The sequence below is a fragment of the Lysobacter sp. CA196 genome (genome assembly GCF_052078695.1).
Lineage (GTDB): Bacteria > Pseudomonadota > Gammaproteobacteria > Xanthomonadales > Xanthomonadaceae > Lysobacter.
On the sequence record NZ_JBQJIN010000005.1, the window covers coordinates 232,818 to 244,788 of the forward strand.

An 11,971-nucleotide genomic window follows, 5' to 3' on the forward strand; every position below is an offset into this window, starting at 1 on the left:
CTCGCCATACCGAAAACCTATTTAAAGCGAACTGAGTCGCTCTGCTGTGGTGCGTATAATCTTAGCTTGGGTACAAAGGATGTACTTGGAGAACCTATGGGAAATCGCAAAAACAGACGACCTCGGGAAGCTGAAACGCCCAGCAAGAAGCGTGAATCCTCCCTCCCCCGGGCCAACGATCAGGAGGAGCCAAATTCAAGTCCGTGGCTAGATCGCTGGTCTAGCCGAGCATCTAACCTTTCGCAGGTTCTTATGCTCTTGCTGGTGGCTTTTGGCTACTTCTATACGGTTAGGCCAGTCTATCAAAAGGATCTTCTAGAAGAAGATTTGGCAAAGCTGACATTAGAGTCCGATCGGATAGCAAAGCAAAACAAGGCGGCGGAGGTTCGTTCGACTCGTCTGCAGACTGAGATATCGAGCCTGCAATCCGAGCGGCAGCAGCTTTTGAATCAGAGAGCACTTGCCTTGCGGGCTAACGAAGCATTGGCCGCGCAAAGCACGGAGCTGAAAAATAGGGCGGGCGCTTTAGGGAGAGAGCTGGGGCGAACCACGGAACTAAATTCCCGACAACTAGCTCAGATCAAGTCGCATCAAGAAACCATTCTCCGGTCCAATGTGGGCTTGTTCATGCTTCCGGGCGTGATTGAACAAGAAGGAGAATACGACAGTTTACCGTTTATCCCGGAAAGGGATCTCGATAGGTGGGCGGCTAGGGGCGTTAAACAGCCCTATCAGTTCCTACTTGAACTTTTCGATCAAGAAGTTTCAAGCAATCGCCTATTCGCGCTACCCGAGCCGCGCGCCATTAGCCGCGAAGTTGTGGCTGAACTTCGCTCGAGAATTCAGGCTGCATCTGCGAGATTGTCTTGTCCAACTATCAACAAGACGCTTTGGCTTCAGGAGTTTCGCCGACAAACTCAACAGGCCGAAGAAACGGTAGGTGCGTGTCTCGATTTTCACATTCAGCACCATGTCAAAAGCAAAAGTTGGAGCGCAGAACAAGTACGGCACGCCAGCACTGGCGCGGAATGGGCGTCATGGCGAGAAGGCACCAAGCGAGTTTGTAGAATTTCAGCTCGGTACAACGTCACAAGCCGATTCAATGACGCATGGCAACTCTACATGGATCCCTGCAGGCACAGAGTTATTTACGGAGTATCTGTGGCCGATGGGGAGAAATCGGATCTGGAGCCGATCGGCTCGACCAATCCTCCAAGTTTCGAAACAACCTGGTTCAGCGGTTGGTACCGATCAACGCAATGACTCTGGCATCGGCGACAGCGATGCACGCCGCCCGGGCGCGTTCTCGCTGCAGCCCCTCTCGCCGCTGCCAGGCCAAGCTGATCCACGACATTGCTCAGCGGCCGCGCAAGCACGGCGCAGGATTATTTGCGACGCATCGGTGTGATCGCGGTCACGGCGAAAAACGCCGTGTCGTGGCATTGGTGACGCTCGAAGCCGTGGCCGCGCAGGCTTCGCGGCGGCGCTAGGGTCGTTCCTAGCTTGCGGTCGCCCGAGCCCCCATTAAGGTTTCCGGCAAACCCCACTCGCGCCCGCGCCCATGACCGACCCCACCCGTCCCGTCGCGCCTCCGCCGATCTTTGCGCTGCCCACCGTTTCCAGCTACGACGCTGCGGTGCTGGCCGAAGCCAACCGCATCGTCTCGACCCACCAGTACTGCGGCCGTACCGATGTGGAAGGCATGGCCTACGCGGTCGCCGACTACACGCGCCAGCATCCCGAGCAGGGCCAGCAGCTGCAGGACGCGATCGGCTCGCGCCTGCTGCCGATGGATCAGATCGCCCTGACTAATGCGATGCAGACGGTGCAGCGCCTGGATCAGGCCAAGCCGATCGGCACCCAGCACGGCGTCGCCGTCGACGTCGCCCCCGGCGACAGCGAGCGCAGCGTGCTCGACAAGGGCTACCGGCAGATGGCCGCCGACGCCGGGCTGTCGCCGCAGGCCGCCGCCGAGTTCGCGCGCCGCGCGCCGGCGCTGGACGACGGCAAGCTGCACGCGCCGTCCGGCGATCCGCAGCAACAGGGCGCGGCCATCGATTTGTCGGCCGCGCGCGACGGCAAGATCGAACTGGCGCCGACCTCGGCGCAGTCGGGCCTGCTCAAGCTGCTGGCCGCGCAGGACCGCTCCAGCCTGGATCCCACCGCACCCACCGGCGCCGCCGCCGGCATTCCGTTCATGCCCGACGGCAGCCGCGCCGGCGCGCCCGGCAACGGCGCGGTCACTCCGGAAATCGCCGCCGAAATGCTGCGTAACGTTTCCGAAGGCAAGCCGCCGTTCCGTCCCGACCTCGGCAAAGTCGGCCCGGTGTCGTGGTTCGTCACCGAAGGCAATCCGCATGTCGGCGTCGGCAACGACAAGAGCGTGGTGGTGCCGGTGGAAGTCGCCAACACCAGCGGCAAGCCGCCGCTGCACTTCGGCGAGCGCGAACTGCTGGAGATCTACGACCGCAAGCACGCCGCCGCCTCCGCCGCGGTGGAGCAGCAGGTGCGCGAGAAGGCCGGCAAGGGCCCCGACGAGCCTTTGTCCAAGCGCAACCAGAACACCATCGAACGCAGCGCCAGCAAGATGGCCGAGCGGCAGATGTGGACCGAGGTCGGCGAAACCGTGGCCAAGTCCGAAAGCGGCGTCGGCAAAGTCAGCCTGCAGGACAGCATGTTCTCGCGCTCGGCCAACGGCGAGTTCACCCTGACCAGCCGCCCCGAGAACGTGCGCGTCCAGGGCGGCGCGCAGGGCCTGCTCGACGTGATCAAGAACCACGGCGTGAAGGCCGACCCGGAGGTGCTCAAGTCGGCCAACGACCTGGCCGCGCGCGAAGGCTGGGCCGGCAAGGTCGAAGGCGCGTTCCGGGTCGGCGGACGGGTGCTGATCGTGGTCGGCGTGGCCGCCGACGCGTACCGGATCTACACCGCCGAGGACAAGGTCAAGACCGTGGTCGAAGTGGCTGGCGGTTGGGCCGGCGCGGCCGCCGCCGGCGGCACGTTCGCTTCCGTCGCCGCGCCGGTCAACGCCACCGGCCCATGGGGCTGGGCCGCGTACGGCCTCGGCACGCTCGCGTCCGGTGCGGTCGGCTACATGGCCGGCTCGGAAATCACCAAGACCATCTACGAGCTGGTGGTGGAAGGCAAACCGATCGAGGTCGGCGGCTGACGGCGCGGGCCGACAGGGGCCCACCCCGATCCGATAGCGACCCTATTCCGGCAAGATGCAGGCCATGAACGCAGAACATCGATCGCACATCCTGCTGCGCGGCCCGGTCGGGCGCTGGCAATCGGCGCTGGGCACCGCCGCCGGCCTGACCGGCGACCGCATCGAATTCCACGACGGCGGCCGCGGCGTGCTGCACAGCTGGTCGCCGGCGTTCGGCCAGGAAACGCTGCCGTTCGAATGGCGGATGCAGGCGCCGGGGCATTTGCTGGTGCGCCAGATCTACGACGACGGCGACGACGAAGTCGAAGCCTGGACTGCGCTGGAGCTGGAGTTCCGCGAACGCGCCAGCGACCTCGGCGCGCAGATGGTGCTGGCGGAAAAAGGCGCCGAAGGCTTCTGGCTGATGCTCGATCCGCTGGCCTGGGTCGGCCCGCCGCAGTGACGCGGCGGCGCGCCGCTCTGAAATCACAGGCTTCCCAGCCCGGCGCGGTGCCGTCGGTGGAGCGACCCTTGAAGCGGGCATTGAGGGTGCACAGAGCGCATCGACCAGTACTTGCGGAATCGATGCTCTGTGCGCCTCGACGCAGCGGCGCTACCAATACTGGTGGCTTTCCACCTAATTATTCACTTTGTGAGCAAGAGGGTAAGGCCGACTTGGGCAAATCGGTCGCTCGGCATGAAGAAAAGGTCCTTCACGAATGGCGTGCCGTCGGCACCCCGGCCGTGAACCGTTCCCCAAGCTGTGTGGCCAGCACCTGCCGCATAGCCCCATACGGGACCACCGCTATCGCCCTCGCGGTTCATCGTGTCGCCGTTCTCATTGCGAACTTGGACAAAGTGCCCTAATTCGTTCTCATGGGGAGCGGTGAAATCCAGTGAGACAATGTCCCCACATGTCATGTAGGTCGTGTGGCCGTACTTGCAGACGTGATCGCCAATCTGCATGTTGGCCAGTGTCACCAGGCCTCGGACGTCGTAAAGCAGGGTGCCTGCCTCGACTCGCGAGGACAGGTAATAGATGCTGGACGGATACCGATGCCACTGGATATCAAGGGAGCCCTTGTTCGCTTGATTCACCATCGGAAGCACGGTGCCCGCCGAGTTCCAAGCCCGTTGCACGTCGTCGCAATGGCCTGCTGTCGTAACGACCGGCGTGCCATCAGCGGTCTTAGCATTGAATCCCGTCGTGCAGTATTGCCCGTTGCCAGCCATTACCTTATAGCCGCCATGGCGGGCTGCATATGGTGCCGTGGGTTTTACAAAGTCGGGTGTCTCGCGAAACTCGATGAAAGGGGCGGCGCTCTTCAGGCTCGTTGTCCTTTCTTGGGCCTGCCCGACATCGCGGACATAGGCCAAGACCTTTCCTGATCGGATGTCGGTGCTCGAAATGAACTCGATACCGGATGCCCGCAGATCCTCGTCAAGAACATTCTTAGCCGCATGCAGTGCGTGTAGCGAGTAAGGCGCCTGCTCGGCTACGAGAACTTCACTTTTGGATACTTGGCGCAGGCTGGCCTCGGCATCGCGTGTGAACTTCGCCACGATACGAAATGTAGGCCGATGCTCGATGTGGAGCCCCGCAAAAGTGTCCGGGAACTTCTCGCGCAGCGCGCTTTGCACCTTCCTTGATTCCTCGCTGGCAGCCATCCTGCGCTTGGCTTCCTGCGGGGTGATCTTGTAGTACTTGGCATATTCCAACGTGAAATCGACGGGACCTCGAACAGGCCGGTGGTCTGCCGCAGAGGCGACGAACGAAAAGGTGAGCGAAAAAATTGCAGCTAGCATTGCCGCTTTATTTATAACCATCCTTGTCTTCATGGTGGCGTTTACTTGGTGATGAGCTGTTGTAAATGCACGTAGCGTTTGGGGCAGGTGGCCGGGATCGGTGCGGTCAGATACTCCTGCGGGTTGTCACTCGTGTTCGATGAATAGAAGCGAACGCGCGTCTTCAGGGCGATACGATGGCCGCGGCCATCTTCGATCGCCACCACTCGGCCGCCGTCCAAAACTGGCTGGAAGTTGCTTGAGAAATAGGGGGTCACAGGACCGCCTCGGGTTTTGAATGTGAGGCAGCCGTCGCGCTCTGCGAGTTTTCCATCTGCCAATGCCAGGGTCACCACGTCACTCGGCGGGGCAGAGAGCACCAGCAGCGGCGCTGGGGTCTTCGTGTCTAAGGTTGAGCAGCTTGCGAGCAGTCCAAACGCAGCAAGAGCGATAAGGCATTTACTCATGTCCATTGAATCTTCCTTGGTCGAAATCCGTAGGAAAGGTTACATGCATCGCGTGCAAACATCTGCCCTCGGCCATCGGCTCCCATCAGCCGACGGCTAAGCTCCTCCACCGCAGTTATCGCTCCGTCGACGGGGGGCGTCGGCGGTCGGACGACTTCTTTCGTTTTGGCCTGCGTGACGGGTGATCGGCGGGCCGCTCCAGTAGCTCGCCGCGCAGGATGGCGATGTCGCGCGGGCCGTCAGGCCGAAACGGACCTCGTCGCTGCGGCTTACCCGCAACACGCGATGCGCGCGTTAGGGGCCGGAGCAACGAACTATGCCAACAAGAAGGGCGAGAACCTGGCCACGAAAGGAGCGAGCGGAAGCATCAGCCCCGATTTGGCTGCTGTACGCATGGAACTTCTCACTCGTTGGGTACCGATGCTTTTGCGAGCGAAGTCGCATTGGCGCGAAATAGAAGCCGAATTTTGTGAGCTGTATCAAGCATCGGTCAAAAACATTGGCCGCAGCCTCCGCCTGACAGCGTAGTAGCTGGCGATGCGCCAAGACGCAGATGCTTGAACTAAGTCGACGGTGATTCCGTTGAAATCACAGAAAAGGTTATCCATGAACCTCAAGACTACTTCGTCGCTTATCGCCCTGCGTCGTTGACCAAGGTAAGTCGCCGCGCGAAGCACCAGGTTCCTGTTAGGCCTGCGTGTTTGACGGGAGTCGAGCTAGGCCGGGATGTGAGTATCGAACGATGTTCCTCTCAACTGTAGAGCTGTCGCCAGGACGGTAGCCCATTCGGGGTGTCCTTGCACTAGTTCTGCACCGGCTTGCACGACACTGTCGACGTGAGCCGGTGGAAGAAAACTTCATGATCCACAACTGCTCGACGACGCTGTTCCGGTAAGCAATGCCATGTGCATCGGTTCCACGGAGCCAGCGGCATGACAGCCGGTGAAGGCGGCAGCGGCGCCTTACCCAGTCCTGGAAGCCAATCAAGATAAGGAGATTCCATTATGGCAAACATCCAATGGTCGGACCCTCAATCCCTGGAATACATCCCCGACGGCAAGCTCGTGACGTTCACGGCGATGCATCAGGCCGCGTACACGCAATACGTCCAGATCATCGACGCCGGCGGCAACCCCATCAGCTTCTATTGCCTGGATGGCACTCAGGAGACCTTCCCGATCTCGGGTAGCGGCGTCAACGTCGGCTTCCTCCAGAACGGAGCCGGCAGGTTCACTATGGCGACCGGGATGCGGGTCCAGTTCGGCAGCAGCGGGCCGTACATTCCGAAGGTCTCGGCGGGCAATCCAGTCGTGTTCTTCATCAACAAAGTACTTGGTGGGGGCAACTTATACGTGACGGAAGACGGTACCGATAATGATTACAACGATACCAACTTCGTGATCCAGTGGTACCAGTACGTGGGTTGACCCGCCTCCGCCCCGTTCCCTGCTGAAGTGGGGCGCGTGTTAACTCATGAATTCCCATGGCTGCCGCGATGGATCGCCTGGATTCACCACGGAGCGCAACAATGACGGAGTGCAGCAATGAAGACCCGTATCATTATCTTCGGTGCACTCGCCGGTACGCTGGCGATGTCCACAGCATGTACGAAAACAGAACCCACCGCCGCCGTTTCGTCGATCTCGAAGGATCAACAAACACCGTTTCCGGGCGGCGCAGAAATCACGCCGGCTGACCTGACCGCGACCCCGGCGGCTCTACCCGTCGCCCCGCCGGCATACAACTACGATCCCTACAACCCCAACATCACCCACAAGGAATATGCCCGCTTTGCCTGGCGGCAGTTCATCCACTTCAATTCCCCCGCGCAGAAAAATGGCGTCGATGTCGCCGGCAAGTCTCCGGTAGTGCGAGCGAGCATCGATCCGGACCGCAACTTCGCCGCATCCGGCGCCAGCGACTTCCACCGCAGCGGCAGAACCGCCAATTCCAACTTCAGCAGCAATCAGCTGGTCTGGGAAACCTTTGCTCACCGGTCCGAGCTGTTCCCCGTGGGATCGGCCCCCAGGGGGAACCTCGCTACTTTGGATCCCGAGTACGCCTTCCAAAACGTCAAGGTCGCCTCAACCGACGCCCGATTCAACAACCTCGACGAAAATACCCAGATCGGCCAGAACCAGATCTTCTTCCCGAAAAACGGCAGCACGCCGTCGGCCAATCCCCAGGACGATCACATCATATTATTCCAGGCCAGGGTGAACCCGGTTGAATATGAATATATAAAGTCGATCTACAACGCCGAGAAGCCCCCAACTGCACTGGAATTGCCTCCCAACGGGGGGAACCCGGGAGAATCCGTGGAGGTCAAGTCGGCATGGCGGGAAATGACTCCCGCCTTGATCGCGTCCGGCCGCTATCACACGGCCGAGGCCCTGTACTACTACGAGGAGAATGGTAAGACCCAAGCCCGGGTGGCCACCTTCGGTCTGGTCGGCGTGCACATCCTGCGCAAGATGGAGAACTACCCGACGTTCGTCTACACCACCTTCGAACAAGTGGACAGCCTGACCACGCCAGACAGCAAAGACACCGGGTTGTATGTCGTCAACCTCTATGACCAGATGCAATACGATGCATCGGTACCGCCGGGGACGCGGCCGTCGGCCATCCTCAATACCGGATCCAACCGGACCCTGGTCCCGCTGCCCTTGGCAGGCGCGATAGATAGCGCCCACGGCTACGATGTCATTCCCGGAAAATTCGCCGTGCCGCACGGGTTTTCGGGTCCGGTCAAGGTCCAGAACCCACCGGTAGGGACAAGCGCTGTTTTTGACGTCAACACCGAAGTCCAGAAAGCCATGGCCAAAGCGCCCGGGTTCGAGAAATCGGTGTGGCGATATTATCGTCTCGTGGGGCTCCAGGTGTTGCCCACGAACGAGGACAGCTCCATCACGCCGGCTAAGCCTGATCCGCTTACCCAGGACTTTTACCTGGCGAATATCGTGATCGAGAGCAGCCAACCTGGCATCCAGTTGTTCAAGGGCGGAGTCAAGGATCCCCACCCCGACAAGCAGGACTTCACCCTCCTTGCCAAGCGCGGGCTGCCAAGCATCCTGCAGGTTAAGTCGTTGCCTCCGAATTCCGACAAGTTGGTGATGGGTGGATGCATGGGTTGCCACGGCAACGCGCAATACCCCAGGGCCAACGGAGAGACTGGTCCGGGTCCGAGCATCTTCAGCTTCCTGATCGACCAGGACACCATGGGGGGGAAAGGCTTCAGTGCCGACGAGCGGAACGAATCCCCTACGGAGTTGAGCGCGAAACGTCTGGAGTATCTAACCTATTAAGTAAGGCGTGGGCCCGGAAGCGTTCTCGCTTCCGGGCGATGCGTGGTGGTTACGCGGCGCCCCCGAGCCTGGGCCAAGCCGCGGAAAGCCGGGGTGGCTCAACCTGATCCCATCGTTGTGCTCAGGGTTGAAACGAGCAGCAGCTCAGTGCCGTGTCGGCCTCAATCGAACCGCTGACGAAGCAACTGGGCGCTGGGTGATGCGCCCAGGCAACGGCAGCGGCCGCGACCGAAATCGACATGCTCGACTCCAGGTTGAAGTTGCTGCCGCCGCTGGATAACACCTGGGCGGATATGAGGTTCAGGTCGAAATAGCGCTACTGAAACATAAGGTCATGAGCGCCATGACTAAAGAGTGCGAGGACTTCCACTGATTTTGGCGGCCAAGTCAGCGAACGCCGGTCAACGGATCGGGCGCCCCCCCGCGATGGGATCAAAACAGGCTGGCTTCACCTAACTACATCGATGCGCAGCCATGGCCAGCGGTGTTGTCACCCAGTTGTGCGTGATGTTCGCTCGACTACATTCTAGGGCCGCGGTTCGGATCGTCCTGCCCGCGCTGCGCGGCCTCCTGCGACAGTTGCTGGTCGCGCTGCTGATTGAACGACTGCGCTTCGTGCAAGGCATCTTGCATCGGCGGGGCCGGGTCGGTGACCGAGACACCGGTATGAAAGCCCGGGGTGTGTGCGCCTACCCAAAGTTTTCCGTTGGCGACACCGACCGGCCCTATGCTTTCAGCGTCGGGTATGCCGTTGCGTTTGGCCGCGAGCATCGCCGCCGCGACTGTTTCGTCCGGTATGTCGGCGGGTACGTGTCCACGGATCTTCGCGAACATCGCTTGGTCGCTCGGCGACAACCGAATGGCGTCGGCCACGGGTTCGGGTCTGCTGGGTGTAGTCGTCGCCTCCAGCGCGGGCGCTGCGGGTTCTGCCTTGGGTGCGAGCGGCGCGGTCTGCGCCGGAGTCGGCGCGGCAACGCCGGCGGGCGTATAGCCGGCGTCGCGCGGATTGGCTGCCGCATTTGGATCGATGCGCGCGGCGATACCGACGTTGGCGACGAAGTCCCGAGCAGGCACGCCCTGCACCTGATCGGCCGTGCGCTGGATGATCGCCAATCCGGCCTGCGTGTTGATGGCGGCCATCGTCTGGCGATCGGCTATGCCATTGACCTGATCGCCGCCGTGCCAGAGTTGGAAGGCTTGTATCGCCCGCTGCGTATCGGGACCGAATACTCCGTCCGCCTTGATCGGCTGTTTGACGTGATCGTTGATGCCGAGTTGGATCAGGCTCTCTTGCAGCTTCCCGACCTCCGGACCTCGCTCGTCGATCTTAAGCGCACCGTCCGCCAGAGCGCCTCGGGTCTGTTGATGATTGTCACGCCGGGGCTTCTCGACAGCGGCATGCAGATAATTCGGCAGGCCCTGTTCGTCCGTCTGCATCCAATCGTCGCGCTGGCCGGGTGGTTGATAGGGACGCGTGGCCCGCTGAACCTCTGAGGCTAACCGTGAAGCGGCTGTGTGTGTACTAATCGCCATAAGCGTCGCCTTGTCGGCGTTACCCGTTGCTGGCAGATTGTTCTGGCGTTGAAACGCCTCCACGGCTTCCCTGGTGTTCTGGCCATAATCCCCATCGGCTGCCAGTCTCTCGCCTCGACTGTTCGTCGCTCCGAGGTCGGTAAGGTCCTGCTGCAGAGACTGAACCTGCGCCCCTTTTGCGCCAATGTTTAACCGCCGGGGTTCGGGAGCCGCATATGGAATCCCTTTGAACTCAAGAGATTCCTGCGCCGAGACACCGGTGACGGCAATCCATGCATCGCTGCTCGACAACCCTTTAGTGATGTTGTCGGCGTATTCGCGGCGCATATCCGTCAGAACTTGCACAACCTCAGCGTTCGAGATGTGCGCAGCATTCGGCTTACCGTAGTGGGACATATCGCCTGGCTTACTCGGGTCCGGGAAACTCGCCCATTCAAAAGCCATCTCTCGACGAGCGTTATACAAGGTATATCGCTCGTCCCCTGTCACGTATCCATAGATCGCACTCTGCTTTTCAACCAAAAGATATCCCGTGAAGATCCTGTCCTGCAGTTGCGGGGTGAATCTTTCATTTGGTTGAATGCCAAGGTGGTCTATAGCTCCCTGCAGTGTTCCAGGGATGACCTGGTATTTGCCGACTGCAAACACGCGCTCGGTGGAGAAGTTTCCAGGCGTGCCAAGCGGCAGGCTCTGGCGGCGCTGGACTTCGGCCACAGTTAGCTCGGAAAAATCAATGGCTTCATTGCCGGCGATAGTGCTTCGCCCATATGTGCCGCGGTTGTAGGCGTTATACCCAGCGGCGCCCGACTCACCTTTCTTCATCAGATCAAGCAAAGTTACGTCCATTTACCTTCCCCGATCGTCCTGATCTAGTGCGCCTGGCCACCATCGAAGTACCAAGCCTGGACATAGAATTCTAGCGTTGGCGGCGCCTTATTCCACGTTGTAATGTCGCCAATGCCGGTAACATTTAGCTTATCGCCCGTGCCGGCCTCGAAAACGAGCATGCATAGCCCACCTGCCCCGCAGGACGATAACTCCGGTAGCTCTTCGCATACATGGCAGAGTGCATCCCGGCCGCTCTTGCAACGTTCTTCGAAATCGCCACCAATCACTTGAATTTTACATTCAAGGTCAACAACCGGCTTCCAACCGCTGGATAGCACCATGGACCTGAGTTGCTGGTATGGCATTCCTTCTTTCAATTTTTCCTCGATTGATCGGGGATTGGCTTGAACCGTTTGCGCGGGGGCTGGGGCCGACGGAGTTGCAGTGCTGTTCGATGCTTGACAGGCGGATGCTATTGCAGCAAGTGCAAACGCTGCTGCTGAGGTCTTGATATCCATGGGCTCCACCTCTGGAGAGATATGCTGTTGTGGGGTAACCAGCGAAACTGGACGCGCTGAAGAATTCGGTTTCCTCTTCGCCTTGGTTGCAAGACCACTCCGCGGGAGAGGTCCAAGTTGTCGACTAGTGCGTTCGTTGATATACGCCAAGTCGCGATAGAGTACGGCATCTCGCGCGCGCGAGATCAAGTCGCCGAGAGCCTTATGATTGAGTTTAGGATCACTCATTAACAGTCCTTGTCTATGACTTGGTGGATCTGTCGACCCACCATAAATCAGTGCCACACAAAACTAGAGGTCGCCGGGTCGTTTTGGATCCGAAACTCGTTGGGCGTTAAACCGCCCAGGCTGTCGTGGGGTATCTCGGCGTTGTAGTCACAAAGC

At 60.1% G+C, this 11,971-nt stretch carries 9 protein-coding genes; 5 read left to right on the plus strand and 4 right to left on the minus strand.

All coding sequences use genetic code 11. The features are described from left to right. Window positions 1-96: 96 nt before the first annotated feature. The 3 genes from ACTOWK_RS07410 (at window position 97) to ACTOWK_RS07420 (ending at window position 3,611) form a co-directional block, all read left to right on the plus strand. Window positions 97-1,263, plus strand: coding sequence for a hypothetical protein (locus tag ACTOWK_RS07410; protein WP_441329537.1), 1,167 nt, complete (start codon window positions 97-99; stop codon window positions 1,261-1,263). Window positions 1,264-1,561: 298 nt separating this feature from the next. Beyond that, on the plus strand, window positions 1,562-3,169 hold the full coding sequence (locus tag ACTOWK_RS07415) for a hypothetical protein (protein WP_441329538.1): 1,608 nt from the start codon (window positions 1,562-1,564) through the stop codon (window positions 3,167-3,169). Between the two features lie 64 nt (window positions 3,170-3,233). After that, entirely contained in the window at window positions 3,234-3,611 is a 378-nt protein-coding gene (locus ACTOWK_RS07420) for a hypothetical protein (RefSeq protein ID WP_441329539.1), read from the plus strand. A gap of 182 nt (window positions 3,612-3,793) precedes the next feature. On the opposite strand, the gene ACTOWK_RS07425 is transcribed toward ACTOWK_RS07420, so the two are convergent. Together ACTOWK_RS07425 and ACTOWK_RS07430 are read right to left on the minus strand one after the other, a co-directional pair. Continuing rightward, window positions 3,794-4,987 carry a S1 family peptidase gene (locus ACTOWK_RS07425; RefSeq protein ID WP_441329540.1) on the minus strand — a complete coding sequence of 398 codons (1,194 nt, stop codon included), beginning with the start codon at window positions 4,985-4,987 and terminating at the stop codon, window positions 3,794-3,796. 8 nt (window positions 4,988-4,995) lie between these two features. Beyond that, window positions 4,996-5,406, minus strand: coding sequence for a hypothetical protein (locus ACTOWK_RS07430; RefSeq protein ID WP_441329541.1), 411 nt, complete (start codon window positions 5,404-5,406; stop codon window positions 4,996-4,998). A gap of 998 nt (window positions 5,407-6,404) precedes the next feature. Here ACTOWK_RS07430 and ACTOWK_RS07435 point away from each other — a divergent pair. Together ACTOWK_RS07435 and ACTOWK_RS07440 are read left to right on the plus strand one after the other, a co-directional pair. After that, window positions 6,405-6,827 (plus strand): hypothetical protein, encoded by a 423-nt coding sequence (locus ACTOWK_RS07435; protein ID WP_441329542.1) that lies wholly within the window; start codon window positions 6,405-6,407, stop codon window positions 6,825-6,827. Between the two features lie 117 nt (window positions 6,828-6,944). Further along, window positions 6,945-8,708, plus strand: coding sequence for a hypothetical protein (locus tag ACTOWK_RS07440; RefSeq protein WP_441329543.1), 1,764 nt, complete (start codon window positions 6,945-6,947; stop codon window positions 8,706-8,708). A gap of 519 nt (window positions 8,709-9,227) precedes the next feature. On the opposite strand, the gene ACTOWK_RS07445 is transcribed toward ACTOWK_RS07440, so the two are convergent. Beyond that, the gene (locus ACTOWK_RS07445; RefSeq protein WP_441329544.1) at window positions 9,228-11,087 is read right to left on the minus strand and encodes a peptidoglycan-binding domain-containing protein; all 1,860 of its coding nucleotides are present in this window, start codon (window positions 11,085-11,087) and stop codon (window positions 9,228-9,230) included. A 23-nt stretch (window positions 11,088-11,110) separates the two neighbouring features. Further along, the gene (locus tag ACTOWK_RS07450) at window positions 11,111-11,587 is read right to left on the minus strand and encodes a hypothetical protein (RefSeq protein ID WP_441329545.1); all 477 of its coding nucleotides are present in this window, start codon (window positions 11,585-11,587) and stop codon (window positions 11,111-11,113) included. Window positions 11,588-11,971: the final 384 nt, after the last annotated feature.

What these genes read in the sequence shown, in the direction of transcription:
- ACTOWK_RS07410 (WP_441329537.1), top strand. Translation starts at nt 97, where the DNA reads ATGGGAAATCGCAAAAACAGACGACCTCGGGAAGCTGAAACGCCCAGC.
- ACTOWK_RS07415 (WP_441329538.1), top strand. Translation starts at nt 1,562, where the DNA reads ATGACCGACCCCACCCGTCCCGTCGCGCCTCCGCCGATCTTTGCGCTG.
- ACTOWK_RS07420 (WP_441329539.1), top strand. Translation starts at nt 3,234, where the DNA reads ATGAACGCAGAACATCGATCGCACATCCTGCTGCGCGGCCCGGTCGGG.
- ACTOWK_RS07425 (WP_441329540.1), bottom strand. Translation starts at nt 4,987, where the DNA reads ATGAAGACAAGGATGGTTATAAATAAAGCGGCAATGCTAGCTGCAATT.
- ACTOWK_RS07430 (WP_441329541.1), bottom strand. Translation starts at nt 5,406, where the DNA reads ATGGACATGAGTAAATGCCTTATCGCTCTTGCTGCGTTTGGACTGCTC.
- ACTOWK_RS07435 (WP_441329542.1), top strand. Translation starts at nt 6,405, where the DNA reads ATGGCAAACATCCAATGGTCGGACCCTCAATCCCTGGAATACATCCCC.
- ACTOWK_RS07440 (WP_441329543.1), top strand. Translation starts at nt 6,945, where the DNA reads ATGAAGACCCGTATCATTATCTTCGGTGCACTCGCCGGTACGCTGGCG.
- ACTOWK_RS07445 (WP_441329544.1), bottom strand. Translation starts at nt 11,087, where the DNA reads ATGGACGTAACTTTGCTTGATCTGATGAAGAAAGGTGAGTCGGGCGCC.
- ACTOWK_RS07450 (WP_441329545.1), bottom strand. Translation starts at nt 11,587, where the DNA reads ATGGATATCAAGACCTCAGCAGCAGCGTTTGCACTTGCTGCAATAGCA.